24 protein-coding genes are annotated in these 26165 nt (G+C 48.9%); 10 read left to right on the top strand and 14 right to left on the bottom strand.

The features are described 5' to 3' along the window. Positions 1-1002 precede the first annotated feature (1002 nt). Positions 1003-2874 (top strand): methyl-accepting chemotaxis protein, encoded by a 1872-nt coding sequence (locus YC6258_RS01345; protein WP_044615450.1) that lies wholly within the window; start codon positions 1003-1005, stop codon positions 2872-2874. 58 nt (positions 2875-2932) lie between these two features. Here the strand turns inward: YC6258_RS01345 and gabT are convergent, their stop codons facing one another. Both gabT and YC6258_RS01335 read right to left on the bottom strand, forming a co-directional pair. Continuing rightward, complete coding sequence (gene gabT, locus YC6258_RS01340; protein WP_044615449.1) at positions 2933-4228, bottom strand: 4-aminobutyrate--2-oxoglutarate transaminase; 1296 nt, start codon at positions 4226-4228, stop codon at positions 2933-2935. Between the two features lie 2 nt (positions 4229-4230). After that, the gene (locus YC6258_RS01335; RefSeq protein WP_044615448.1) at positions 4231-5682 is read right to left on the bottom strand and encodes an NAD-dependent succinate-semialdehyde dehydrogenase; all 1452 of its coding nucleotides are present in this window, start codon (positions 5680-5682) and stop codon (positions 4231-4233) included. 114 nt (positions 5683-5796) lie between these two features. Between YC6258_RS01335 and YC6258_RS01330 the strand changes: the two genes are divergently transcribed. The 6 genes from YC6258_RS01330 (at position 5797) to YC6258_RS01305 (ending at position 10380) form a co-directional block, all read left to right on the top strand. Continuing rightward, a complete protein-coding gene (locus YC6258_RS01330) occupies positions 5797-6714 on the top strand; it encodes a LysR family transcriptional regulator (RefSeq protein ID WP_044615447.1) in 918 nt (305 codons plus the stop codon). Between the two features lie 108 nt (positions 6715-6822). Continuing rightward, positions 6823-7611, top strand: a complete 789-nt coding sequence (locus tag YC6258_RS01325; RefSeq protein ID WP_044615446.1) for a transporter substrate-binding domain-containing protein — start codon at positions 6823-6825, stop codon at positions 7609-7611. Between the two features lie 51 nt (positions 7612-7662). Beyond that, entirely contained in the window at positions 7663-8475 is an 813-nt protein-coding gene (locus YC6258_RS01320) for an amino acid ABC transporter permease (RefSeq protein WP_044615445.1), read from the top strand. A gap of 385 nt (positions 8476-8860) precedes the next feature. Continuing rightward, a complete protein-coding gene (locus YC6258_RS01315; RefSeq protein ID WP_044615444.1) occupies positions 8861-9244 on the top strand; it encodes a winged helix-turn-helix transcriptional regulator in 384 nt (127 codons plus the stop codon). 161 nt (positions 9245-9405) lie between these two features. Continuing rightward, positions 9406-9846, top strand: a complete 441-nt coding sequence (locus tag YC6258_RS01310; RefSeq protein WP_044615443.1) for a MarR family winged helix-turn-helix transcriptional regulator — start codon at positions 9406-9408, stop codon at positions 9844-9846. A gap of 105 nt (positions 9847-9951) precedes the next feature. Continuing rightward, positions 9952-10380: an organic hydroperoxide resistance protein gene (locus YC6258_RS01305; RefSeq protein ID WP_044615442.1), complete on the top strand. Its 429-nt coding sequence runs from the start codon at positions 9952-9954 to the stop codon at positions 10378-10380. Positions 10381-10435: 55 nt separating this feature from the next. On the opposite strand, the gene YC6258_RS01300 is transcribed toward YC6258_RS01305, so the two are convergent. After that, entirely contained in the window at positions 10436-12097 is a 1662-nt protein-coding gene (locus YC6258_RS01300; RefSeq protein ID WP_044615441.1) for a flagellar assembly protein A, read from the bottom strand. A gap of 282 nt (positions 12098-12379) precedes the next feature. After that, positions 12380-12925 carry a DUF805 domain-containing protein gene (locus YC6258_RS01295; RefSeq protein ID WP_044615440.1) on the bottom strand — a complete coding sequence of 182 codons (546 nt, stop codon included), beginning with the start codon at positions 12923-12925 and terminating at the stop codon, positions 12380-12382. 279 nt (positions 12926-13204) lie between these two features. Between YC6258_RS01295 and YC6258_RS01290 the strand changes: the two genes are divergently transcribed. Beyond that, positions 13205-14224 (top strand): alpha/beta hydrolase family protein, encoded by a 1020-nt coding sequence (locus YC6258_RS01290; protein WP_044615439.1) that lies wholly within the window; start codon positions 13205-13207, stop codon positions 14222-14224. Positions 14225-14242: 18 nt separating this feature from the next. Here the strand turns inward: YC6258_RS01290 and YC6258_RS01285 are convergent, their stop codons facing one another. The 4 genes from YC6258_RS01285 to carA form a co-directional block, all read right to left on the bottom strand. Further along, entirely contained in the window at positions 14243-15253 is a 1011-nt protein-coding gene (locus YC6258_RS01285) for a helix-turn-helix domain-containing protein (RefSeq protein WP_044615438.1), read from the bottom strand. A gap of 61 nt (positions 15254-15314) precedes the next feature. Beyond that, entirely contained in the window at positions 15315-15791 is a 477-nt protein-coding gene (gene greA, locus YC6258_RS01280; RefSeq protein ID WP_044615437.1) for a transcription elongation factor GreA, read from the bottom strand. Positions 15792-15918: 127 nt separating this feature from the next. Further along, the gene (gene carB / locus YC6258_RS01275) at positions 15919-19131 is read right to left on the bottom strand and encodes a carbamoyl-phosphate synthase large subunit (RefSeq protein ID WP_044615436.1); all 3213 of its coding nucleotides are present in this window, start codon (positions 19129-19131) and stop codon (positions 15919-15921) included. Between the two features lie 80 nt (positions 19132-19211). Further along, a complete protein-coding gene (gene carA, locus YC6258_RS01270) occupies positions 19212-20339 on the bottom strand; it encodes a glutamine-hydrolyzing carbamoyl-phosphate synthase small subunit (RefSeq protein ID WP_044615435.1) in 1128 nt (375 codons plus the stop codon). A gap of 216 nt (positions 20340-20555) precedes the next feature. Here carA and YC6258_RS01265 point away from each other — a divergent pair, with 216 nt between their 5' ends. Next, the gene (locus tag YC6258_RS01265) at positions 20556-21374 is read left to right on the top strand and encodes an inositol monophosphatase family protein (RefSeq protein WP_144407523.1); all 819 of its coding nucleotides are present in this window, start codon (positions 20556-20558) and stop codon (positions 21372-21374) included. On the opposite strand, the gene YC6258_RS01260 is transcribed toward YC6258_RS01265, so the two are convergent. Beyond that, positions 21302-22384, bottom strand: coding sequence for a hypothetical protein (locus tag YC6258_RS01260; protein WP_044615433.1), 1083 nt, complete (start codon positions 22382-22384; stop codon positions 21302-21304). The genes YC6258_RS01265 and YC6258_RS01260 overlap by 73 nt on opposite strands. 141 nt (positions 22385-22525) lie before the next feature. Here YC6258_RS01260 and YC6258_RS01255 point away from each other — a divergent pair, with 141 nt between their 5' ends. Next, positions 22526-23281, top strand: coding sequence for a helix-turn-helix domain-containing protein (locus YC6258_RS01255; RefSeq protein ID WP_044615432.1), 756 nt, complete (start codon positions 22526-22528; stop codon positions 23279-23281). Here the strand turns inward: YC6258_RS01255 and YC6258_RS01250 are convergent. From YC6258_RS01250 to YC6258_RS01230, 5 genes are all read right to left on the bottom strand, one after another. Then, complete coding sequence (locus YC6258_RS01250) at positions 23250-23465, bottom strand: hypothetical protein (protein ID WP_044615431.1); 216 nt, start codon at positions 23463-23465, stop codon at positions 23250-23252. The genes YC6258_RS01255 and YC6258_RS01250 overlap by 32 nt on opposite strands. A gap of 65 nt (positions 23466-23530) precedes the next feature. Continuing rightward, the gene (locus YC6258_RS01245) at positions 23531-24076 is read right to left on the bottom strand and encodes a biotin transporter BioY (protein WP_044615430.1); all 546 of its coding nucleotides are present in this window, start codon (positions 24074-24076) and stop codon (positions 23531-23533) included. 216 nt (positions 24077-24292) lie between these two features. Further along, the gene (locus tag YC6258_RS01240) at positions 24293-24907 is read right to left on the bottom strand and encodes an energy-coupling factor transporter transmembrane component T family protein (RefSeq protein ID WP_044615429.1); all 615 of its coding nucleotides are present in this window, start codon (positions 24905-24907) and stop codon (positions 24293-24295) included. Next, the gene (locus tag YC6258_RS01235; protein ID WP_052830617.1) at positions 24904-25608 is read right to left on the bottom strand and encodes an energy-coupling factor ABC transporter ATP-binding protein; all 705 of its coding nucleotides are present in this window, start codon (positions 25606-25608) and stop codon (positions 24904-24906) included. The genes YC6258_RS01240 and YC6258_RS01235 overlap by 4 nt, the downstream gene beginning before the upstream one ends. A gap of 107 nt (positions 25609-25715) precedes the next feature. Further along, entirely contained in the window at positions 25716-26060 is a 345-nt protein-coding gene (locus tag YC6258_RS01230; protein ID WP_044615428.1) for a hypothetical protein, read from the bottom strand. Positions 26061-26165 lie beyond the last annotated feature (105 nt).

The following is a 26165-nucleotide window of genomic DNA, read 5'->3' as shown; positions in this document are numbered from 1 at the left end:
ATTTTTGATGATCCATAACATCTCGTATTGGTTCACATTAAAAATATTTATGTAACCCCTTTCCGGATTCCGAGTCCGAAGCGGCAAATATTAGCCTTCTTGGAGATGTTTTATTTAAAAAGACTGCAATACCTTTAAATTCGTGTCATTCCAGGGCCTGTGAGGGGTGGGGAAATATAATCTATAGTTTGTTAATGAAAATAGTTTTTTACATTTTGTAATAAAAAACCACCTCGTCCGCCAGAGTATCGTTTTTGCTTCCTGCAACATGTGTCTGTATCTAGTCACGGTATTATACCGTGCACCGGTGGTAGAGCTCATTCTTATGTATAAACAAGTGCAGTAACGATGCCGGGCAGCCCTTTTTTAACATATAAGCCAATACATCTTCTCCAGATCTATTGGACTGTTGATCGTATCAGGTGCCTATTTGCTAGTGTTGTACCTAAAATTTTGAAACAGAATAATACACAGGATTGCGGGTATATGAGCTGAATTCCGAAAACCGAATATTCTTCAGCATTAAGACTCATCCTTTTGGATGATAGTAATTATGATAAACAAAACGTATTTTTCCGGAATTTGTCTTTTTTGCTGTTCTATTAATCCGGCAATACAATGGATCGTCCTGATCTCTTTGATTGTCGTTCTGAGAAATCTGCTGGTGTTACGCGAAACACCGAATCGTCGGAACGCTTGATTTCTCGGAGCTCACATTGGCTATGGCCAATGGTGTGGTCCGACACCTCGGTGCATCCCTGCATCACACTATATAAACCGGAATAAACACTGCCGGATTAATAGCCGTATGGCAGTTATCTTGCTTGGCATTTTTTGAGTGTTGTGATCGTCCCATGACATTTATCCCATATCCAGCAGGTGATAAATCCTCGCGTTTTTATGACGCATCTGTTCTATTCTAAGAATCGATTCAGTGCGTCGAATGTTGCTCAAACAGTGTTAGCCAGATGTTGTGATACAAATTAGAAGGTGAATATGAAGATGTCCCTCAATATAAAATTCAATTATTTACTGATTGGTTCAATGATGATTGCGCTCGTGGGTTATGTGCTTCAGGTTGTTCTGTCATCTGTTTCACTGCTAGCGGTCAATGATAATTATCATCAGATTAATCAAATGAATGGGTTTGTTCGTGATATTGGAAGTATTGAGAAAGGCCTGTTGTCTCTGGAGACCCAGTTGCAGCGTTTACGTCAGGAAAATCTGACTGACTTTGAGCAATCGTTGCAGGAGAGTGAACAAGTGGTCAAACAGGTCAAGGAAGAAGCTTCAGTGTCTAACCAGAATATCGAGGAGTTCATACAGCACGTTGAAACATATAACCGGTTATTAAGGCAAAGACTCGAACTGATTCGCGACATTGGTTTTGTCGGTCAATTTGGGTTGTTGCAGGAACTCAGTCAGATGGAGAAGGAGATCAATAGTGCGGCTGTGCTCGACTTTACCTTTATAAAGTCCGCCAGATTAGGATTGATTGACGCACAAAGTGCTTTTTTGCAATCACCCAGTCAGGAAAATTCCGAAAACCTGAGCAATGCTTATGAACGTCTGAAAAAAAAGCTGATCTCCCTAACTATGTGGGACCAGGCAGAGGACCTGATGAGCCGCTATAAAAACGCATTCGACTCATTGAGTCAGTCATATCTACAAAATAGCGTACTCAAGCAACAAAGTGACCAGGCATATCAGCAAATTACGGTTCTGCTATCCAGCCTGAACGATAGAGTTGGTATGCAAGTGAGCAAGCTGGAGCAGGGGGCTGACGGTTATACTCGTAACATTCTGGTTGTGCTGTCGATCCTGACAATACTGATCACGGCTGTTGTATGCGGCATTTTGTGGATTGTTATTCGCAATATCGTTCGTTCTCTCAAAAATTCTCAGCGGGCGTTGTCTTTCCTTGAGCAGGGAGATCTGACTCATCGCCAACCATTCAATGACAAACGTAATGATGCTATTGATCGATTGACAAACTCCATGAACAGCATGGCTGAAAAATTGTCCTCGGTTGTGAATAACGTGAAATTGACCAGTGTCGACCTCAATGAGGTGGTGATAACAATCAATGAGCAGGTTAACCGCTCATCGCAGGCCAATCACGACATCATGAGCAGGACCAACTCATTGGCAACATCCACTGATGAAATCAGCGCCACGATGCGAGATATTTCGTCCAGTACTCAAGCGGTAAACGACAGTACGATGGCGGTCGCTAATGAGACCCGTCAGGGAGCCCTGATGGTGATGGAGGTATCCGGTCATGTAACACAAACATTATCTGCAGTAGCAGAGATCAAGGCTTCGATAGAAATGTTGACCGTCAGATCCCAGGAGATCGATACCGTTATCGAGGTAATCAATAATCTGGCTAACCAGACCAATTTGCTGGCATTGAATGCAGCCATTGAAGCGGCAAGGGCGGGTGAAGCTGGTCGCGGCTTTTCTGTTGTGGCGGATGAAGTAAGATCACTCGCTGAAAGTACCGTAGAGGCAACCGCCAGGATTACCAGTACTATCCGCGCATTCCAACAGGAGACAACGAGGGTCAGCAATGCAGTCGCTCATGGCGAGGAGTCTCTGCAGCTCATGCAGCAAAGCAGTGATAATGCGTTATCTGGAATGCAGAATATTGAAATGATTGTGGATCGAAACTCTGCCGCCACTGAACAGATGAGTGTTGCCATTACTGAAATTGCGCAAACCATCGATACTATGTCCAGAGATTCTGAAACGATCGCCAGAATGCTGACTGACAATTCTGAATCATTTGGACAACTGGTGGCCATGGGACAGACTGTGGAAGGGAAATCTGCGCTGTTGAATGATCTGACCCGGCAGTTTAAGACTGGATGATGATAACAGGCACTGCAACCAGATCGCTGTGGTTCCGGTTGCAGTGCCTGGAGTGTGATCAGGCGGTTATCTTGGCAAGTAATTGGTCAAAATAGTCCATTCCTTCCTGGATGGTGTCATCGCTGATGGTTAGTGGTGGCAGAAAGCGAATGACGTTGCCATAGAATCCACAGGACAACAGAATCAAATGATGGGCTGCAGCATTGGCAACCACTTGCTGGGTCAGTTCGGTGTTCGGCTGGTCATGGTCACCATTTTTGACAAATTCGATGGCGATCATTGCCCCTTTGATCCGGATTTCGCCCACAAGAGCGGGATATTTCGCCCTGATCTGTTCCAGGCGTTTTCCAAAGATCTCTCCGATTGTCAGCGCCCTTGCTGCCAGTTGTTCTTCTTCGATCACTTCCAGCACTACCAGAGCTGCGGCACAGGCCACTGGCGAACCACCATAGGTTCCACCAAGCCCGCCTGGCATCGGCGCGTCCATGATTGCCGCCTTGCCCACTACGGCTGCCAGCGGGTAGCCACCGGCAATACCTTTAGCCATGGTAATCAAATCAGGCTCGATATCGTAATATTCAGAACAGAACAGTTTGCCGGTACGGGCGAAGCCGGTTTGGATTTCATCGGCGATCAGAACAATGCCATGTTCGTCGCAAAAGTTACGAAGGAACTGCATCAACTCCGCTGGAGCATGATAGAAACCACCTTCGCCCTGTATGGGTTCGATGATAATTGCAGCGATATCCTCAACGGCGATTGAGGCTTTGGTCAGCTTGGTCAGCGCCTTAATGGTATCGCTGACACTGACCCCATGAATGTTCATTGGAAAAGGCAAATGGTATATGTCACCGGGAAATGGCCCGAAACTGTGTTTATAAGGTAACACTTTACCGGTCAGAGCCATGGTCATATTCGTCCGGCCATGAAAGCCACCGGTAAACGCCAGTACTCCTCTGCGTCCGGTGTGAGCACGGGCGATTTTTACCGCATTTTCCACCGCTTCGGCACCAGTGTTGACCAGAATACTTTTCTTCTCACTCTGGCCAGGTGCCAGTTGATTCAGTTTTTCGGCAAGTATCACAGCGTGTTCATAGGGATTTACCATCAGACAGGTGTGAGAAAAATTCTCAACCTGCTGTTTGACGGCAGACACAATCTTGGGGTGACTATGTCCGGTATTGCAGACGGCGATTCCGCTGCCAAAGTCAATATAGCGCTTTCCTTCCACGTCCCAGATTTCAGCATTTTTCGCTTTGGCTACAAAGGCTGAATAAACGTTTCCCATTCCTCTGGCAAAAGCTTTATCTCTTCTTGCCTGGATAGATGCATTGGTTTTGGTGCTGATGTTCATGGTTATAGTCCACCCATACACAGATATTTGATTTCAAGATATTCTTCAATGCCGTACTTGGAGCCTTCTCGACCAGTACCGGACTGTTTGACCCCGCCAAATGGCGCGACGGTGTTGGAGATAACGCCTTCGTTGATGCCTACCATTCCGTATTCGAGCCCCTCAGATACCCGCCAGATCCGGCCAATATCGCGGGCGTAGAAGTAAGCCGCCAATCCGAATTCAGTGTCATTGGCGATGGCAATGGCTTCTTCTTCGGTATCGAATGGAATCAGAGGAGCAACCGGACCAAAGATTTCATTGGCGGCGATGGGCATGTCATTGGCAACATTTTTCAAAATGGTCGGCTGGTAGAATGCGCCACCCAGTTCATGAGATTTGCCACCGGTGACCACTTCGGCGCCGGCTGTTACGGAATCCTGCACCAGCTTGTCGATATCCTGCAGCGCTTTTGAGTGAATCAGCGGGCCGATGGAGACACCCTCATCCAGGCCGTTACCCACCTTCAAATCGGCGACGGCCTGAGCCAGTTTGCTGGCAAATACGTCGAGAATGGTTTTTTGTACCAGAATTCGGTTGGCACATACGCAGGTTTGTCCGGCATTGCGAAACTTGGAGGCAATGGCGCCTTTCACAGCGGCATCCATGTCGGCATCATCAAACACAATAAAGGGTGCGTTACCGCCCAGCTCCATCGAAACTTTTTTAACGGTGGAGGCACACTGAGCGATTAACTGCTTACCGACAGCGGTAGAGCCGGTGAAGGAGAACTTGGCGACCAGAGGGCTTTCCGTGAGCACTTTGCCGATGCCACGTGAGTCTGTACCTGTGACCACGTTGAAAACACCGGCGGGAATTCCGGCCATTTCTGCGAGTTTGGCCAGTGCCAGGGCAGATAATGGTGTTTCTGAAGCGGGTCTGATCACAAAGGTACAGCCTGCCGCCAGCGCAGGGGCGGCTTTGCGGGTGATCATGGAGTTTGGAAAGTTCCAGGGGGTAATGGCTGCCACTACACCAACCGGTTGCTTGATCGTTATCAGGCGACGGTCATTGCTGGTGGTGGGAATGGTTTCGCCATAGGTGCGTTTGCCTTCTTCGGCAAACCACTCTACGAAAGATGCGCCGTAGGCGACTTCTCCTTTGGCTTCTGCCAAAGGTTTACCTTGTTCCAGGGTCATGATCACACCGAGATCGTGCTGATGTTGCATGATCAGCTCAAACCACTTGCGCAGTAGTGTGGCGCGCTCTGCTGCAGTTTTGTTTTTCCAGATTGGCAGCGCGGCTTTGGCAGCCAGTATCGCCGCTTCGGCATGGGACGTATCGCAGTCACTGATTTCGGCAACCACTTCACCGTTGGCAGGGTTATGGACTGCAAAGCGTTTGTCCGCAGCCATCCATTGACCGTCGATATAAGCATCATTGACCAGAAGGTCGGGGAAATTGAGTTGTGCCATGCAATCCTCCATAGTGATTCAGAAAGTGGAAGTATTTGAAATGATTTGGCTTTACGGATAAATATTAAACTTTCAAACATAAGTTTGATACTCGTCAAACTAAGTCGAGGCGATATGAGAAAGCATTCCGGTTTGCCAAAACCTGTTTCTGAATATGATCTGCGCTTGCTGCGCATCTTCCGCGTCGTGGTTGAGTGTGGGGGCTTCAGCGCCGCCGAACAGGTTTTGAACATTTCCCGCTCGACCATCAGTGTGCATATCAGCAACCTGGAAAAACGTATGAACGTCAGGTTGGCCCGGCGAGGACGCAGCGGGTTTGCGCTGACAGAAAAGGGCAAGGCTATTTATGAAGGCAGTTTGACGTTGTTTGAGGCGTTGAATGAGTTTTCCTGGCTGGTGGACAGTCTTGATGAAGAGCTCTCGGGAGAATTGTCCATTTTGTGCAGTGATGAAGTGGCCCTGGCCCGGCAGCTGAAATTGCCGGAAACCATCGCCTGGTTGAATCGTAAAGCACCAAAACTGCAAATTGCCCTGAACAGCGATACCGTGCCGGCCATTGAAAAAGCACTGTTAAATGGTACGGCTCATGTTGGCATCATGCCTGAGTTCCGTAATATCGAGGCACTGGAATATCAGCCAGGTTATGAGGAAATATTTTATCTGTGCTGTGGGGCTCGTCATCCATTGTTTCATCGGGCCGATGAGAGTATTGATGATGCGGAGCTGGCCGCCTGTGCCACGGCGCATCCGGGGATAGATGTCAATCTCGCCGGGATTGAGCAATTGCGTGGACTGAACCTGTCTGCCCGTGCGTATCAGTTTGATACCCGGACGCCATTGGTGCTGAGCGGTTGTTATCTTGGGTTCTTTCCCATGAGCTATATTCAGGGGTTTATTGAACGAGGTGAAGTGCGTCTGTTGCAACCGGATAAACGCTGCTATCGGGTTAATCATGCTTTTGTTCATCGCCAGGAGCGGGTCATGGATGCCAAAATTGAGTTATTTTATCAGGCTCGTCAGGCGGTCAGTTAAGCAGATAGTTAAGCTGGCACCTTTTCGATTGGAGGGTTTTGTGGTTTATTGCGGCACTTCCAATATGACTTATTGTAATCAACCTAAAAACTCATCAGAGGGGTGTATATGAAATTGACCTGGATTACATCACTGTTTTCGGTGTGTGTGGCGGTCGCCGCAGGTGCTGCGGAATTGCCGGATCTTAACGGGCGCACTGTGATAGCGGTGACTGAGAATGCCTATACACCACTGAACTTTGTGGATGCGAAGACCGGCCAGGGAATTGGTTGGGAATATGACGCTTTCAACGAAATCGCCCGACGCCTGAATATGAAAGTGGACTGGCAACTCAGCAGCTGGGATACCATGATACAGGCGGTTAAAGACGGTCAGTTCGATGTGGGTATGGATGGCATTACCATCACCGAGGAGCGCGCCAGTCAGGTAGATTTTTCCGCGCCGTACATGGTGTCCGAGCAGTTCATGCTGGTCCGGGCCAATGAAACCAAGTTCGATGATGCCAAAAGTTTTGCTGCCAACCCCGATCTGTTGGTGGGTTCCCAGCCAGGCACCACTAATTTTTATGTCGCTGTTTACGATATTCTTGATGGCGACGAGACCAACCCAAGGATCAAACTGTTTGAAACGTTTGGCGCAGCCGTGCAGGCACTGAAAAGCGGCGACGTGGATGTCACACTGATGGATGCCACTTCAGCCCGTGGTTACATGGGAGCGAATCCCGGTGCGTTCAAACTGGTTGGTGGTCCTCTTGGAACAGAACAATTTGGTTTTATCCTGACGCCGGGGTCGGATCTGACAGCCCCCATCAATGCCGCCATCGAATCCATGAAAGCCGATGGTACGATGGAAGCACTGAACCAGAAATGGTTTTTTGACTACAAACAGACAAACTGATCACTTGCACCACCGGTGGTGTTTCCAGCCGGTGGTCGCCCTGACCTATCCATGACTATGAAATTCAAAGATAAACTGCAACAGGCCCCATGGTGGCTGCTGGTCGCTTTTTTACTGGCACTGATATTGGGCTGGAATATTCTCGCTGACCAGAGCTATGAACTGATCTTTAATGCATTAAGCAAGGGGATCTGGATGACTCTGAAAGTGACTTTTATTGCGTTCCTGTCAGCGGTGTCACTGGGGCTGGTCATTGCGCTGGCCGGATTCTCCAGCATTCGTCTGATTCGCGAAGTGGTCCGTTTTTATGTTGAAATTATTCGTGGTATTCCGGTTCTGGTGTTGCTGTTTTATGTGGCATTTGTGGTAGCTCCCGCGTTGGTTGACGGTTACAACTGGCTGTTGCAAAAACCCATTGAACTCGGGTGGCTGGACAGCGCCCGAACCCGGGACTTCAACATGGTCTGGCGTGCTGTGTTTGCGCTGACCATCAGTTACAGTGCCTTTATTGCGGAAATTTTCCGGGCGGGTATTCAGGAAATTGATAAAGGCCAGATAGAAGCGGCACAGTCGCTGGGACTTAAAGACCGGTATGTGTTCCGTTTCATTATTTTTCCGCAGGCGGTCCGCAAGGTTCTGCCTCCACTTGGCAATGATTTTGTCGCGATGATTAAAGATTCTGCGCTGGTTTCCGTACTGGGCGTTCAGGACATCACTCAGCTGGGCAAAGTCTATAGTTCATCAACCTTCAAGTTTTTTGAAACGTACAATGTTGTAGCTTTCCTCTATCTGATTCTGACCATTAGCCTGTCACTGATGGTCAGGGGGCTGGAACGACATCTGCGGCGGTTTGAACGCCACTGAATAAAGACATTTGTGATGTTCGACATCATTTCCGTGCCAGTGCAGGTGTCCTGGTATGTCGGCAATTCGCAATACCCCCCGTCATCGCCAAGTGGTTGCCTTAAAAACCAGCGGCACTTTCAAAGTCTCATGAGTGTTGGATATCCGTGGCTCATAGCAGGCCGTTTGTTTTTAGTTACTAAAGTATACTAAAGGAGTCTTTGGCCGGAGATGCCGGTGTTTTGTATAGATAATCCACAAAATGATCAACAAATAGTCAAGTGACATTTTGGTAACTATTAATGGAAAGGTGGGTTTACGAAAAACACTGACAAGAGCCTATTTTCAACTGGAGGAAGATATGTTATCAGGTTACTATTTTGTAACTTAATTTGAGGTAACTACTATGGGTGGTCAGAAAAAAAATCCGGAACTTCAAAAAGCTTGTCCGGTAAGGGACGTGTTGGATCGACTGGGCGACCGCTGGACGGTTCTGGTCATGTCTGAACTGCAGTCGGGTACACTGAGATTTTCAGAAATCCGTAAAAGAGTTATGGATATATCGCCCCGGATGCTGGCTCAAACTCTCCGTAATCTTGAGCAGGATGGGTTGGTTAAACGTGATGTATATCCGACAGTGCCGCCAAAGGTTGAATATACGTTTACGTCACTTGGCGAGTCCTTCTACGAACGCGTCAAAGCCATGATTGATTGGGCTGCTGATAATCACGATGCTGTCCGTGCCGCCAGAGAGCGCTACGTAGCCCCCGAAGCGCACCATGCCAAGTAGTCGTGCAGCGGGCGAACTGATCGCTGCGGCATGAGGTATACGTTAGTCTTCAGGGTTATTTGGAAAAATAACCATGGTTGCATATATATTCGAAAAAATAGCTTGCAATTAAGTAGTTCGCTATTTATATTTGCACGATCAAAATTAAGCTGAATCAAATAATGAGTTCACCGCTGAAACTGGAAGACCAACTTTGTTTTGCACTGTATTCAACCATGCTGGGTATGAATAAAGTGTATCGGAAAGTACTTCGCAGACTGAATCTCACCTATCCACAATACCTTGTCATGATGGTGCTGTGGCAGCAGGACAGTCAGACAGTTTCATCAATTGGCGAACGGTTGTTTTTGGAATCACCCACTCTGACGCCGTTGTTAAAAAGACTCGAAACCCGAGGCCTGATCACCCGTCAGCGTTCTATTCATGATGAGCGACAAGTGATTGTGACCGTGACAGAAGAAGGAAAAGCCCTGCATGAGCAAGCTCTGCAGATTCCAGAACTGGTTCTTGCGGCAACAAACTGCAGTGTCGACAAGTTAGTGCAGTTAAAAAATGATCTGGTCGATTTGCGGAAGGAGTTGTTTGCGAGTTCGGCTGAGTAAAAAAAATTTAATTAAAAAGTAGTGCGCTATTTAATTTTAAAAAATTGGTTTTGGGTGTAAATCCGAAACATTGCAAATGTGATTAAACATCAGAGGAAACATATTATGTCTATAGAAAACGTACTTTACAGAGTCAGCGCTGAATCCAAAGGTGGTCGTGATGGACGTTCAGTTTCAGAAGCCGTTGGCCTGGATGTAAAAATGGCCACTCCAAAAGAGTTAGGGGGTGCCGGTGGTGAAGGGGTAAACCCAGAAGCGTTGTTTGCTGCAGGATACAGCGCCTGTTTTATTGGCGCGATGAAATTTGTTGCGGCTCAGAACAAGAAAATTCTGCCTGCTGAGACAACCGTAAAGGCGACTGTGGGTATCGGGACAATTCCGGCGGGCTTTGGTATTGAGGTGGATTTGCAGGTGTCGATTCCCGGCTACAGTCAGGAAGATGCTGAATCTCTGGTCGAAAAGGCCCATCAGGTCTGCCCATATTCAAATGCGACCCGTAATAACATTGATGTGCGTTTGAGTGTTGTTGCCTGAACCTTGTTGCTCTGAGGTTTTCCAACCTTATCGTTCCTGGCGGCGATAAGGTTGATTAAGTATCAACGATGGTTTGGCCATCACTTTCCAGTGACAGATGATTGTGTTCGTGCTCCAGTTTGCGAATGAGGTTCACTATTCCAATATTGACGTTGGGGTAAGCCTTGCGGCTGGAGATGGTATATTTACCGGGAGTATCCATGGCGGTAAAGCAATGGATTCTGAAATTGAGTTCATGGGCGCGGTGTTTCAGACGGTTGATCGTTGCTTTGATTTCGAAGACGCGATTCAGAGTTTCCTGATCCAGAGATTCAACATCCGGGTGATTGGTTTTAAGGATCTGCAGGGCTTCGATATGGGTTTGTGCCTGGGACTGCAGTTCATGTTTCTCTTCTTTCAGGTATTGAAAGTGTCGGTCCAGTGCATCTGACAAACCGATCTGCAGTTGAGTGGTAACATAGGTACCGTTCCCAAGCTGATTGACGACAGCCTTTTTACCCACTATTGCCTGGCCACCGATCAAAGTCCCCTTGCCTCCTTCCTGTCCCAGAAAAAGACCGTTTCCAGCATACAGTTCAGAATGCATACTGTATTCTCTCAGGTGAATATCGTGTCCGGCGTATATCTGGACAGAACTGACAAACCGGGCATGAACGTCACCTTTGGCCCGGATATAACATTCAAAGTGCTCCGGCAGTATGACATCATCCTTGATTTCCTGTTCATTACCTAAAATTCCGCCTGCGATATAAATGTTGGCTCCCGACTCGACCAGCGCACTTTCAATGGTCCCTCGAATGAAAATATCACCCGTTGCCTGAACCTTCATACCCGGTAAAATATCGCCGTTAATTTCCAGAGAACCATCAAACTTGACGTGCCCGGTTTTCAGATCGATGGCTTTAAACTGCAGGGATTTGTCGATGCGGGCTCCGGGGTTCAGGTTAACCGGATGGCCTTTATATTTGGCAACATAGATATTGGGATCATGATAGGCCTGTTCGATGCCTTCCCACTTTCTTTCTGCCTTTATATCTTTGCCGTCCGCTCCACTCAGTGTGTGACCCCGAATGTCGTAACCATCGGAACCTTTTTCCGCGGGAACATATTTCAGCACCGAAGCTCCCTGATCGACGACCAGATATTTTTTCCCGGCTCTGAAATCAATGATGCCTTCGTCATTTCCTACAAAGTGAACAGAAGTTTCCTCTTTCTCCAGTAGCCATTTGAAATATCCGTTTTTGCCAATGACAGGTAGCTTTCCTGTGGCGACCTGCATCTTATTGGCGAACGGCAGAGTGATCAGTTTCTCAACGGCTTCCATATCAATTGCCTGCTCAGTAACCCCCTTATTTTTCAGGGCTTTTATGACATCTTCCGTAGTCAACGTGGTACCGCCATATGCATGGCTGGTCGTGGCATAGGCTTTCATATGGTCGTCTGTAACGCTGATACTGATTTCGGCATCGCGTTTTTCGGCAATGTCTGCTTCACCGGCATCTTCATGGCTGGCTTTGAAAAGAAAATTCTGGATAGCCTCATCGCGAAAAAAAAGATCCCCAAAACCGGCATTGGCTACCTGTTCAATCAAGTAGTCATGGTCAATTTTGGTTTTACCCTCTGCTCCACGGAAGCTGGCTGTCAGCACGCCAGACTGCGAATCCAACTCAAAATCCAGCTCTGGGTAAATCGGGTTGGTATCAGTTGTTTCAGTCATGGAGTTATCCAGCGACGTTCATCACGGCGATCATAAACCTCTGTTAACTAGGCTGTGATTATTATTCATATCAGTGTAGCTCATATGTATCAGTCGTAAACCTTTATACGGTTTCGCCTATAAATACCTATAGCAGACATGAATGACACAACTTTAGAAATTCCATCGAGATAATATTTTTATCCAGAGTCATAACAACTTTACTGCTTTAGCAAATATTGTTGAGCCGACGTCAGTGTATTTGATTTGCTGTCGCCAAACACTGCCAGGAGAGACACCAGACTATTGTTGCATTGACTGAGCTCTCTCAACATATTGGTTATATGCTGGCATGGCGATGGCGGCAATAATACCGATCAGAAGCAGCGGAGTAATGAATGCACATAGCCAGTGCCAGATTTTATTCGGCGGTGGCCGGTGGCCATAATCGTTGGTCGCAGGTGTTCCGGGAGCAAAGACTATCCATAGCATGAATATGGCATTCACCAGCGGAACAAGGATCAGCAGGGAGAACCATCCGGATCGGTTCAGGTCATGAAGCCTCTGAATCATTAATACGATGGAATAATAAATCATGGCCAGGTACAGCGGGGTGGCCAACAGTAAGAGTTGAGAAATCGAAATTCCACCGGCGTTGAGCACCATGGGAGCGACAACGGAGAACAATGCTGCAACCAGGTAAAATATCAGCGATGCGACCCAGATGTAGGCCTGGTATCGTATTCTGCCAATACGTGTTGCAGGCGAAAACAAGCGGATTTTTCCATAGAGTTCATTTTCTTCGGTCAGCTCACCCGTAGGTGCCTGATAAGGGTTTTGTGTACTCATATGACACTCCCTGTTAGTGGTTTGTTGTGAATATTATGTTGTTCCTGCCCAACTCAATGTGCACGAGTGATCGGTTGCGATGGGGCGAGTTGAATTCTGCAATGAACGGCTTGTTAGTGCCAGAGTTGAATGCCTCTGTCTTGTGATAAAAATCAGTTCCTGCGGCCATGTGTGAACGTCCTGAATCGCAATTTTGCACGTCCTTGATCGTGTTCCAGGTCTTTTATGCACATGCTTGACGCTATACTGCCGGCTTCATTCAACAATTAAGGAAATCGGATGAGGTTGGTATTTTTGTTAGGTTTGTTTGCCGTGTGCTGTCAGGTCTCAGCGCAGGCAGTGGGGTTCCATCAACAGGTAATTGGGGTACACAGTGCCCGGCCGCTGCCGATCACAATCTGGTACCCCGGTGAGCAGATGGACACGGTGGAAAGTATTGGTGAGAACCCTGTTTTTTATGGCATTTCTGCCATTCGGGATGCGGCACCCAAAAAGGGTCGCTTTGGGGTAGTTTTGCTGTCTCATGGTTATCGTGGCAACTGGCGCAATCTGAGCTGGCTTGCCGCTGATCTGGTACAGGACGGTTTTATCGTTGCGGCAGTCGATCATCCCGGTACCACATCGCGTGATCACAACCCTCTCCAGGCGTCACAATGGTGGCAGCGTCCGAAAGATCTCTCCAGGGTACTCGACTGGCTGGTCACCGATTCTCAATGGCAGCCGTTTCTGGACAGTCAACGTGTCGCAGCCATTGGCCACTCTCAAGGTGGATGGACCGTCATGAATCTGATTGGTGCCCGTTTTGACCGAGAGCAGTTTAATCTGGATTGCCAAAGTCTGCCGAGTCCCAGAACCTGTGGCTTGGCTGGTGAGCTGGGGCTGGATGTGCCACAACCCGGAGAGCCTGATTCTTTGCTGAAGGATGAGCGGATCAAAGCAGCGGTTTCACTGGATCTAGGGCTGGCCCGGGGGTTTTCAGCCAGCAGTCTGGAGGCAATTGCAACACCCAGCCTGATTTTGGCGGCTGGTGTGGATATTGGTGATTTACCGCAGCAAATGGAGTCGGGTTATCTGGCTGAACATATTCCGGAAAACAAACGTCAGTATCGGGTTTATGAAGATGCGGCTCATTTCAGTTTTATGCAACTCTGCAAACCGGGTGCGGCTGAATTACTGGATCAGGAACAGCCTGGGGACAGCATAATCTGCCTGGATGGCAGTGAGCGTAGCCGTGCGGCGTTGCATCAGGATATGTATGAACAGATTTCCCTTTTCCTGAACACAGTCTTTAACGATTGAACCGTGATCCTTCAACCATCAGGTCGATACCGAGCGCCGGTAGTCGCTCGGTGTGGTGTTGGTGATGCGGGAAAATTCACGATTGAAATTGGATTTGGTTTGAAAGCCTGAAGCCAGATAAATCTGCGTGATCGGATCTTGAGTGGTCGTCAGTAATCGTTTGGCCCATTCAATCCGATATTCATTAATGAGTTGGGAAATATTGCGGCCGTGTACCGCATTCATGGCCGCCGATATTTGCCGGGCTGGAATGCCGGCTTTTCGAGCCAGCCGGTTCAGGGTCAGGTCCGGGTCCAGGAACAGTTGTTGTTGGCGAATCAGATGATCAATCAATGTAGCAATGTTCTGATTTTCCTGGCTGTCAGGCTCTTTGCTCTGACCCGGCTCGGCCAGGTCTTCGCCGCTGTCAATGACGACAGCATGACTGCTAGTGATCACCGCAATACTCAGCAGTGGCAGTAACAACAGTTGAGCCGTTGTCAAAATGACCATGGTGTGCCGACCTCCAGAGCCGACCAGATCCAATGCAATCAGTCCATCGATCAAGGCTGAAAACACCAACAAGGTACCGGCAAAACCGGCGGCTTTGTTGACGTGGTCAAGATCCGAAAATCGCACCCGTTGCAAGGTCAGCTCGTTGCGGAAGAGTATTCTGAGCACAGCAAAGCCGTAGCCTGTGTAGAGACCGAACAGCAGAATATCCAAAGGGACATGCCAGAATGACCGAAACAACAGCAATAACAGGGTTAGCAGCGGACCGCTCAGATGCCAGAGCGATAGTCGTGTCTGCTGCATTAAGGCAAAACAGTACCAGGTGGCGGGAGGAATACAGGCCGCAGCAATGGGTTGCAGCCAGTGAATGGCCGCTATTGTCTGGATCCAGCGTAGCCCGGTGATAACAACCAGACAGGTACAACTGAGCAGAAAAATAACTTTGGGCTTGAGGTTGGCTTCCTGGCGATAACTAATGACCGCTGTCAGTAACAGCAATAGCAGGGCAATGACAAATGGCAGAGGTATGGCGGGCATGGATGGTTAGATGACAATTTTTCTGCTGGTTTCGGGGAAGCAGGAATCCCCGAAACAGATATTAGAGATGCTGAACTTCGTCAATCTCGTATTCGACGGTACCGCCTGGTGTTTTGACCACCACAACATCGCCCTCTTCCTTCCCGATTAATGCGCGGGCAATCGGCGAGGTTACGGAGATTTTTTTGTTCCTTACGTTGGCTTCGTCTTCCCCAACGATTTGATAGGTCACTTCTTCCTCAGTTTCGGTATTAATCAAGGTCACCGTGGTGCCGAAAATCACTTTTCCGGTGTGAGGAATCTGAGAGATATCTATTACCTGTGAGCTCGATAACTTGGCTTCGATCTCTTTTATCCGACCTTCAGCAAAGCCCTGTTGTTCACGTGCAGCGTGATATTCAGCGTTTTCCTTCAGGTCGCCGTGCTCTCTTGCCTCGGCAATTGCGGCGATGATCCGTGGCCGTTCCACGGTTTTTAAATGCTGTAACTCGGTTTGAAGGGCTTTTTCACCTTCAACGGTCATTGGAACGCGTTCCATTTAATAACCTCTGTTTAATGTATTGGCAAAGAAGTATGCCAGGAGACAATGTAACAAGTTGGTCACACATGCTACCGCATAGACAGGGGGTACTTAAACCCCCTCCTTTATCGGGTACCGAATGCGATCAGGCGTTGTGCAGATCCTGCAGACGACGAACCGGGCTCTCTTCAATGTGCTGCAAGGCTTTGACGGTCGCCTGAGCGGCGGCAAGGGTTGTCGTGTAATACACCTTGTTTTGCAGGGCGGTGCGACGAATTTCCGAGGAATCATTAATCGATTCACGCCCTTCCGTGGTATTGATGATGAAACTGATTTCACCATTCTTAATCATATCCACGAGGTGCGGACGACCTTCTTTCACCTTGTTGACAACCGCGCAGTCCACTCCGTTTTCTCTGAAGATGCTGGCGGTGCCGGAGGTTGCATGGATTTCAAACCCCAGACTGACCAGGCTTCTGGCGGTTTCGATGGCATCTGGCTTGTCGTTGTCGCGAACACTGAAAATTACCTTGCCGGGCTTGGGCAGTTTGGCACCGGATCCGAGTGCGGCTTTGCCAAACGCTTCGCCAAACGTGGTACCTGTGCCCATGACCTCGCCAGTGGACTTCATTTCAGGGCTCAAAATCGGGTCAACAGACGGGAACTTGTTGAATGGGAATACCGATTCCTTGACCGAAAAATGAGTCGGAACGATTTCTTCAACAAATCCCAGTTCCGTCAGCTTACGACCGGTCATGACTTTGGCGGCTACGCTGGCCAGAGAGGTACCGATGGCTTTGGATACAAACGGAACGGTCCGTGAAGCACGGGGATTGACCTCGATGACATACAGCACACCATCCTGCCAGGCCATCTGCACGTTCATCAGCCCCACCACTTCAAGTTCCAGTGCCATGGCTTTTACCTGTTCACGAATCTGATCCTGGATGTCTTTGGACAGACTGTAAGGCGGCAGTGAGCAGGCAGAATCGCCTGAATGGACGCCAGCTTGTTCAATATGCTGCATGATCGCCCCGATCACGACAGTTTCGCCATCGCTGATGCAGTCGATATCCACTTCAATGGCATGATTCAGAAAACGGTCCAACAGTACCGGAGCATCATTGGAAACTTTGACTGCGGAGGTCATGTACTGCACCAGTTCGGATTCTTTGTACACAATTTCCATGGCCCGGCCACCCAGTACATAGGATGGTCTGACAACCAGCGGATATCCGATCTCGGTGGCTTTTTGGATGGCCTGTTCGGTACTGCGCGCAGTGGCGTTTTCCGGCTGGATGAGTTTTAAATGATGGATCATGGTCTGGAAGCGTTCACGGTCTTCCGCCCGGTCGATCGCATCTGGTGACGTGCCGATGATCGGTACGCCGGCCGCTTCCAGGTCCCGGGCCAGTTTCAGTGGTGTTTGTCCGCCATAATGAACGATAACGCCTTTGGGTTTTTCAACTGCCACGATTTCGAGCACGTCCTCAAGGGTAACCGGCTCAAAATAGAGTCTGTCAGATGTGTCATAGTCGGTTGATACGGTTTCCGGGTTACAGTTGACCATGATGGTCTCATACCCTTCTTCCTTGGCTGCAAATGCAGCATGGACACAGCAGTAATCAAACTCGATGCCCTGGCCGATCCGGTTGGGTCCACCGCCAAGAATCATGATTTTTTCGCGCTCGCCTGGATTGGCTTCGCACTCTTCGTCATAGCTGGAGTACATATAGGCGGTGGTAGAAGCAAATTCTGCAGCGCAGGTGTCTACCCGCTTGTATACCGGATACAGACCCAGACCATGACGATGAGCACGGACTTCGGCTTCACTGGCATTGAGTAAAACCGCCAGACGGGCATCGGAGAATCCTTTGCGCTTGAGTTTGCGCAGTTGCTCGACAGTCAGAGCACTAACGCTTTGATCGGCCAGCGCCGCCTCATCCTTCAGCAGATCTTCAATCTGCACCAGGAACCAGGGGTCAATGCCGGAAAAGCGATAAACCTCATCGACGGAGAAACCGAACCGAAACGCATCTGCCACATACCAGAGACGATCCGGGCCAGGCTCTTTAAGTTCGTGGATGATCCGGTCTTTGGCCCCTTCGGCCTGTTGATCGATCATCGGTTCAAAACCGGCAGAACCGGTTTCCAATCCCCGCATGGCTTTTTGCAGTGATTCCTGGAAATTCCGGCCGATAGCCATCACTTCACCGACTGACTTCATCTGTGTGGTCAGACGATCATTGGCCTGGGCGAATTTCTCAAAAGCAAAGCGAGGGATTTTGGTGACCACATAATCGATACTGGGTTCGAAGGATGCCGGTGTTACACCACCGGTGATATCGTTCTGCAGTTCGTCCAAAGTGTAACCAACCGCCAGTTTGGCAGCGACTTTGGCGATTGGAAATCCCGTTGCTTTGGATGCCAGCGCCGAAGAGCGGCTGACTCTGGGATTCATTTCAATGACCACCATGCGGCCGGTATCCGGACTGATGCCAAACTGAACATTGGAACCACCAGTCTCAACACCAATTTCCCGCAGAACTGCCAGAGAGGCATTCCGCATCAATTGATATTCTTTGTCGGTCAATGTCTGTGCCGGTGCGACTGTAATTGAGTCGCCGGTATGCACACCCATGGCATCAAAGTTTTCAATGGAGCAGATGATAATGCAGTTGTCGTTTTTATCGCGGACAACCTCCATTTCATATTCTTTCCAGCCGATCAGCGATTCATCAATCAGCAGCTCGCTGGTCGGAGACAAATCCAGCCCGCGAGCACAGATTTCTTCAAACTCATCTTTGTTGTAGGCAATACCACCACCGGAACCACCCATGGTGAACGATGGCCGGATAATCACTGGGAAGCCCAGACCTTTCTGGATTTCTCTGGCTTCTTCCATATTATGAGCCAGTCCGGAACGCGGGGTTTCCAGACCGATAGCCTTCATGGCCAGATCAAATCGCTCGCGATCCTCGGCTTTGTCGATGGTGTCGGCGTTGGCACCGATCATTTCCACACCATATTTTTCCAAAACGCCATGGCGTTCCAGGTCCAGAGCACAGTTCAGTGCGGTCTGGCCGCCCATGGTTGGCAACAGCGCGTCTGGTTGCTCCTTGGCAATGATTTTTTCCACTTCCTGCCAGACGATGGGTTCAATATAAGTGGCATCCGCCATGGCCGGATCGGTCATGATGGTGGCTGGATTGGAATTTACCAGAATGACCCGATAACCCTCTTCCCGCAGGGCTTTACAAGCCTGGGCGCCGGAGTAATCGAATTCGCAGGCCTGACCGATGACAATCGGTCCCGCGCCTAAGATGAGAATGCTTTGTATGTCAGTTCTTTTGGGCATGAATCTGTACGCTCTAACTATTCACCGGGTTACTGATTTATGCATGTACACCATGCAGTCGCTTACATCCAATAATGTGATCAGCGTCGTGCCTGCATCAATTCAATGAAGTGATCAAATAAGGGTGCGCAGTCATGGGGGCCCGGGCTGGCTTCCGGATGGCCCTGGAATGAAAACGCTGGTTTATCAGTCCGGTGCAGGCCCTGCAATGAACCATCAAATAATGAACGATGGGTCATGACCAGATTATCAGGCAGGCTGCTTTCGTCTACCGCAAAACCGTGATTCTGGCTGGTAATCATGACGGTCTTGGATTCAATGATTTCTACCGGGTGGTTGGCACCGTGATGGCCGAATTTCATTTTCTGGGTTCTGGCACCACTGGCCAGCGCCAGTAACTGATGTCCGAGGCAAATGCCAAACACCGGGATGTTGGTTTCCAGAATCTCAGCGATGGCCTTGATGGCATAATCACAAGGCTCCGGATCACCAGGGCCGTTGGAGAGAAACACGCCATCCGGATTCAGGGCCAGAACTTCACTGGCCGGCGTCTGAGCCGGTACGACAGTTAGTTTGCAGCCCCGGTCCGCGAGCATCCGCAGGATATTGCGTTTAATACCGTAGTCGTAGGCAACCACGTTAAATTCTGTCGATTCGGGTGTCGTGTAACCCTCGCCAAGCTTCCAGGTACCTTTGTCCCATGGATAGGGTGCAGCGACTGAAACCTCTTTGGCCAGATCCATTCCTTTGAGTCCGGGGAATGCCCGGGCCTGTTCCAGCGCTTCCTGTTCAGACAGGTTGTCGCCGGCCATAAGGCAACCGTTTTGTGCGCCTTTTTCCCGCAGAATCCGGGTGAGGCGTCGAGTATCAATATCAGCGATGCCGATGACATTTCGGGATTTCAGATATTCGCCCAGACTTTGTTCCGAACGGAAATTGCTGGCGAGCAATGGCAGATCACGAATAATCAGCCCTTGAGCCCAGATTTGGGGAGACTCTTCATCTTCGGAGTTGACACCGGTATTGCCGATGTGGGGGTAGGTCAGAGTGACAATTTGTTTTGCGTAGGAGGGGTCGGTAAGGATTTCCTGGTATCCCGTCATTGCGGTATTGAATACCACCTCACCCACAGAACAGCCAGTCGCACCAATGGCTGTTCCCCGGAATATGCTGCCGTCTTCAAGCGCAAGCAAAGCTGTTGTGCTCAATGCTGGTTCCTCTTCGGGGGGTTGCTGGGTAAACTGTCAGATAAGACTTTCACAGGCTGATCTGACCGATGGAACTTGGGTTCAGCATTTGCCTGTCGCAGCTACTTGAGCTGCGACCACTTTTTCATAGCCCAAATTGGCGCGGATTGTACGGATTGGACCTATGCCTGTCCAGCTAAAGTCCCGCGAATCAAATGTCCTGGTCTAAGGAGTTTTATGATGTCATTAACTGAATTGCAGTCCTGGCTGCAATTGGCTGTAGATACCGCTCAGAAAGCGGGTGAACTGATCCGTGACGAGCGGCAGAATCATAGTCTCGATGTTGACTATAAAGATGGTATTGAACTGGTTACTCAAGCCGATAAAAAAGCTGATGCTTATATAACATCGGCGCTGCTGCAAGCCACTCCGGAGTTTTCCATTCTGGCCGAAGAGTCAGAGAATGACTTGAGCAAAGCCGAAGAAGAAGGGTTATCCCTGTGGGTCATCGACCCGATTGATGGCACCGTCAACTATGCCCACCATCATTACCAGGTTGCGGTTTCAATTGCTCTGGCCGTGGATCGAGAGGTGCAGCTGGGAGTGGTGCACAATCCGTTTTTGCAGGAGACATTTACAGCCATCCGTGGCCAGGGTGCTTTTTTGAATGGTCAGCGAATAAGTGCCAGTACAACCACTGAGCTTAATCGGGCGATCGTCGCAACCGGTTTTCCCTATCACAAAAATAACCTGCCACAGCTGATGCAGGAAGCCGGTGCTGTTTTGCAGCATTGTGCGGATCTACGCCGGCTTGGATCAGCTGCGCTTGATTTGTGTTGGGTGGCGTGTGGTCGTCTTGATGCTTATTACGAGCATCAGGTCAAACCCTGGGATATGGCTGCTGGCAGATTGATTGCTTATGAAGCGGGGGCGATGACCGGGTCATACGCCACAGAAACCAGAGAGCATGGTGAGTTATCGGGTCATAAAATACTGGCTTCTTCAAGATCCCTGTATGAGCCTTTGCGAGCTTTACTCTTGGCTGGAACCAAGTAGAGGATTTTGTCCTGCAGCACCTGAAATTGCCGTTTTTCCCGTTTGCTGAGTAACCAGCCTCTCTGGTTAGTGATCTTCTGTTTGATCCATGCCCGGTGTTTGCATCCGGTTATGGCCAGTAAGGGCCAGAAGATAACAGTGGATGGCAGAAATATCTGCAGTAGACAGGTCAATAGTACAATCATTGTGATGGCCGCCACCGGAATGGAAATAACCCTGAGATGACGGGGCAGCATCAGCAGAAATTCCTGCACGGGCCACCAGACCAGAGCAGCGGAAAAAGACAACAGTAGCCAGACCGGTGCCAGCAGCAGGTCAATCAGGCCAGGCAGTTTGTTTGGCAGTCTTTCCACTGGCAGGCTGCTGAGCTGGGACTTAAGTTCCAGCCACTCCGCCAGTACCTGGCTCGACAGACTGCCATTGATCAATTGCAATGTCTGGAAAAAAGGCGCCCCCTGATTAGCTGCCATGTTACTGAGCAGTCTTGGGAACCAGTCGTGGTCCTGTGGCAGATAGCGATCCAGGTTTTTACGCAGAAATATGTGTAGAATCTGACCGGTCAGTGGCAGTTGGTTGTGGTTGTTGATGAACATCGAAGGACCGGACTCCAGAGTGTAGTTACCACCCAGAATCTCCACATAGCGGTTACACAGCAGCAGTGGAATCAATTCAGTGGAAGTGGCGGTCAACTGATTCAAACGAATTGCGAGCTTCTGGCAGTCACTGGCCAGGCTTGTGCTGTCCAGAATGACAACTTTAATCTTTGCCGGATTTATCAGATCAGCTTCATCAATGGCGGTGGTACTGCTCAGGTCTTTGGGGTTGAGGCGATAAATAAGAGTATTTTTCGGTAGCAGGGACAAAAAGAACCATTCTTCGATGTCATACTCGGATTTGCAGAATAAGAATACTTTCCCGGAGAAATCCTGGTGCCGGCTTAGTACGTTTTCCGTAATTTGATGGATCGTAGTCCAGGTTATGAATTTTGCCATCAGTCGGGAGATTTTCATGGGGTTGTTCCAGCCGTTTTGTGTTGCTGAAACGAATGCTACGGTTTGTCGGGCAGACAACAATCAAAATTTTCAAAGTTGCAGAATACTATACTGACGGTATAGTTTTTCGATACCAAACGTGAAGGATACAGATAAGCCATGGCTCAAACGGTTGCACTCATCGATACCATTAAGCGGAATCTTAAACAACGGAAAATCACCTACGCAGATCTGGCAGCACGACTGAGTCTCAGCGAAGCCAATATCAAACGGATGTTTTCCAAACGGGATTTTACCCTGCAGCGACTGGATAGTATTTGTCAGGTATTGCAGATGGATTTCACCGACCTGATCCAGGAGATGCAGTATGGCAGTTCCGAGTTGGAAGAATTGTCTATTGAAATGGAAACCGAGCTGGTTTCGGATCCCTATTTAATATTACTGACATTACTGGTGATATCGCAGTGGGAGTTCCAGGACATTCTGGATACCTATAAATGGACCTTGCCTGAGCTGACCAAGCTAATGGCCAGGCTCGATCGTATGCGCATTCTTGATCTGCTGCCCGGCAATAAGTATCGCCTGTTGTTGTCCCGTCATTTCAAGTGGCAAAAACGAGGCCCTGTGCATAAATTTTTTGCAGAGAAAGTTCAGCAGGAGTTTTTCAGTACCCAATTCGATACCAAAAAAGGTGAATTGTTGCTAGTGGTCAATGGCATGTTGAGCCGATCCTCAAATAAACAGATACAGCGCTCGATACAACGACTGGCCAAGGAGTTTGATGAGTTGAGTAAGGAAGATGCCAAGCTGCCGCAGAGTGAGATTTTCGGAACCAGTGTCGTACTGGCCATCAGACCATGGGAGCTGAAGGAGTTTACCGCTTTTAGAGTGAAGCCTCTTGATAAAAAGTTCTGACGCTGAGATTCGCAAGCTGGCAATATCTGAGCACAAAAAAATAAGGCTGCCAGTTGGCAGCCTCTTTCTGCAGTTTCATCCTGTCTTTTTGACGTTTCGCCTTGGTTGATTTTTCGTGAACCCCGCCTTTTCGCATGATTGGGTCTATCGCATAGACATTGCGTTTCTTTTGCTTCGTTTTCATAGTTATCTCCTGAATGGAACTGGCGATTTTAGAGAAAACCATGACAATTTGCATCCGCTTTGTCGCTAGCGGGTGGCGATGGCGGTAGCCCTGCTGTGATAAACCGCTCGCACGATCACCGCTGTTAAGACCACCTTCACCAAATCTCCTGGAATGTACACCCACATGATTGCGGTAGACATCAGCAGACTTTTTCCGGTCATCAGACTGAAACCAATAATGCCAAACATGTACTGAACCACAATTCCACCCAGAATGGAGGCGAGGGTGACGGCTACTACCAGAGGGAGTTTTTTAAACATCAGCGCAAAGGCGCCGACCGCCATTGCGGAAAACGGAAAGCCGATAACAAATCCGACGGTTGCCCCAGAGAACACGCCCAGCCCACCTCTGCCTCCGGCAAGTAAAGGCATACCTATCGCCACCAGCAAAACGAATAGTGCCATTGATACAAACGCTCGCCATGGACCAAGCATAATACCGGCGAGCATGATACCCAGTGTCTGTGCGGTAATGGGGATGCCGGATAAAAACGGGATGGGGGGAATCAGGCCGAGGGCAGCAATCAGAGCAGCGTATAAGGCAATTTCTACCAGAGCTTTATCTTTCATAGGGTTTCCAGACCAGTTTGTTATTGTGATAAAAAAGTATTCTGATAGCTGTGCCAGGATTGTGCCGGGAGGTTTCCCCCTGAACTTTATGAACAAAGCTATCAGTACATACCTGTGTTGATGGTTGTCTTCTTCTATGTTCAGGCTGTTACGACCAGAAATGCCATGATCGAGTCACAAAACCAGACTGGTTGTGATGGTTATCACTTCCAGCTTTCAATGGTTTTTGGTATCCGGTGAGATGCCACCGCGGGCCGCTATGGCTTCTGCCACCGTGTCTGACATCTTCAACGTAATTAACATCATCGGGATAATCAGTCTCCAGCGCTGATAACCACCACCCCGGACTTTCCAGGCTTCACCCAGAGTATTCATGGTCGCCATCAGTACCGGCACAAAACGTATGAACAGACTGATTGCAAATGCAATTCTGTCCGGTTGTATACCGAAAATCTTGAGCGGTATGAAACACGGACTTATGGTGGCAATCATGTCCTCCATACGAGTTGTCAGAGTAACCAGATTGGCCAGCAGGATCATATTGATCATGCGAACAATCAAGGCCGTCGCGGCGTTTGGTCCGGTTGTCCACCACTGTAGCATGAAAATTGCCACCAGCAGCCATTGCATGGGTCTGAGTACGCTGATGTGGTTCAGGCCCCGTGTGCCAAGACTGGCGTAGGATGCAATGATCAACGCTAATACCGCAACTTGAATCCAGCTTTGCTGGACAGGAAACAGTAACACGCTGCTTAATAGCAGCAGCATGATTTTGACACCTGTTGGAATCCGGTGCAGCCAGGATGGTTGGTGGCGATACAGGCTGATCACGGATGATTCTCCAGTTGTGAAGCCACCCATTGCCGGTAATGATCGATAACTGCTGGCGCCGGCCCGTCTTCACGAACTCGCCCGTGCTCCAGCCAGATGACCCGGTCAAAATGATATATTGCGTCGAGATCATGACTGATCATCAACATCTGCGGAGCTTGTTGGTCAAGTATTCTCAACAGCTGCTTTTTGATTAACAGGTCCAGGGCAGAAAAAGGTTCATCGAGAATCAGCAGTTTTGGTTCCATCAATAAAACGGCAAAAATACATACAAGCTGCTTTTGACCTTCTGAAAGAGCATGTACTGACATATTGGCCCACTCTTCATGATCATGTTGCCTCAGTAAACTCATGGCTTGATCATGTGCTTGCCGGCGGGTTTTGCCTATATTCATCAGACCAAAGCTGAGTTCCTCCAGCACCGTGGGAAATATCAGCTGGTGATCCGGATTCTGGAAAATGAATCCAACCCGGCGGTGCATGGCTTCGATTCCTTTCTTCGGATCTTCTCCACAAACGGAAATGGTGCCGGCGGTGGCCTGTAGCAATCCATTAAGCAGCCGTGCCAGTGAGCTTTTTCCGGAACCATTGCTACCAATCAGGGCGATTCGTGCTTCTGTCAGATGTAAGTTGATATTATTGAGGACAGTGATGCCGTCCCGTTCCAGGCACACATCGGTTAGAGAAATATGATCTTGCAAATCGGAAATATCCAAATTTAAGAAAGGCGGGATAATAACAAATCTGTCCAACAGGCGGCTATTGGGAATAAGCCGGGCAGGTAACTCTGACAGCTGGTTCCGGATAATTATCCGGAAACCATTTGTCCCCGATACATTTTTCTGGAACTGCGACTCTTTTCTTCTGTACCGGCTTTGCGTGGTTCCAGCATCAGCGCTCCTCGATAGGTTTTGGTGACATATTGGTCACTTGATGATTCTTGAGAAGTCAACAGATCTGTCCATGGATCGCCAGCCAGTTGCATCAGCTCTTTGATCAATGCTTTGACGATGGTATCTGCGTCTTTCTGATAGTACAGCAGTAACTCATCCAGCAGATCAGGGTTGGCCAGCTTGATGTCTGGTTTCAGGTGTGAAGGCACCCGTCGGCGAATTTCATACACCAGTTCTATCATGGGTTTGCTATATAACATGATGACCCCTGCTTATTGCAATGTTAGCGCCAGTCAAAGCAATATACACACCAACGATAATTTTACCCTGGTTCCGGGTTCACGGCGGCATGATGGGTCAGCACA

It is taken from the genome of Gynuella sunshinyii YC6258, assembly GCF_000940805.1.
GTDB lineage: Bacteria > Pseudomonadota > Gammaproteobacteria > Pseudomonadales > Natronospirillaceae > Gynuella > Gynuella sunshinyii.
Note: the sequence above shows the minus strand (reverse complement) of the source record. Positions and strands in the feature narration are given on the sequence as shown.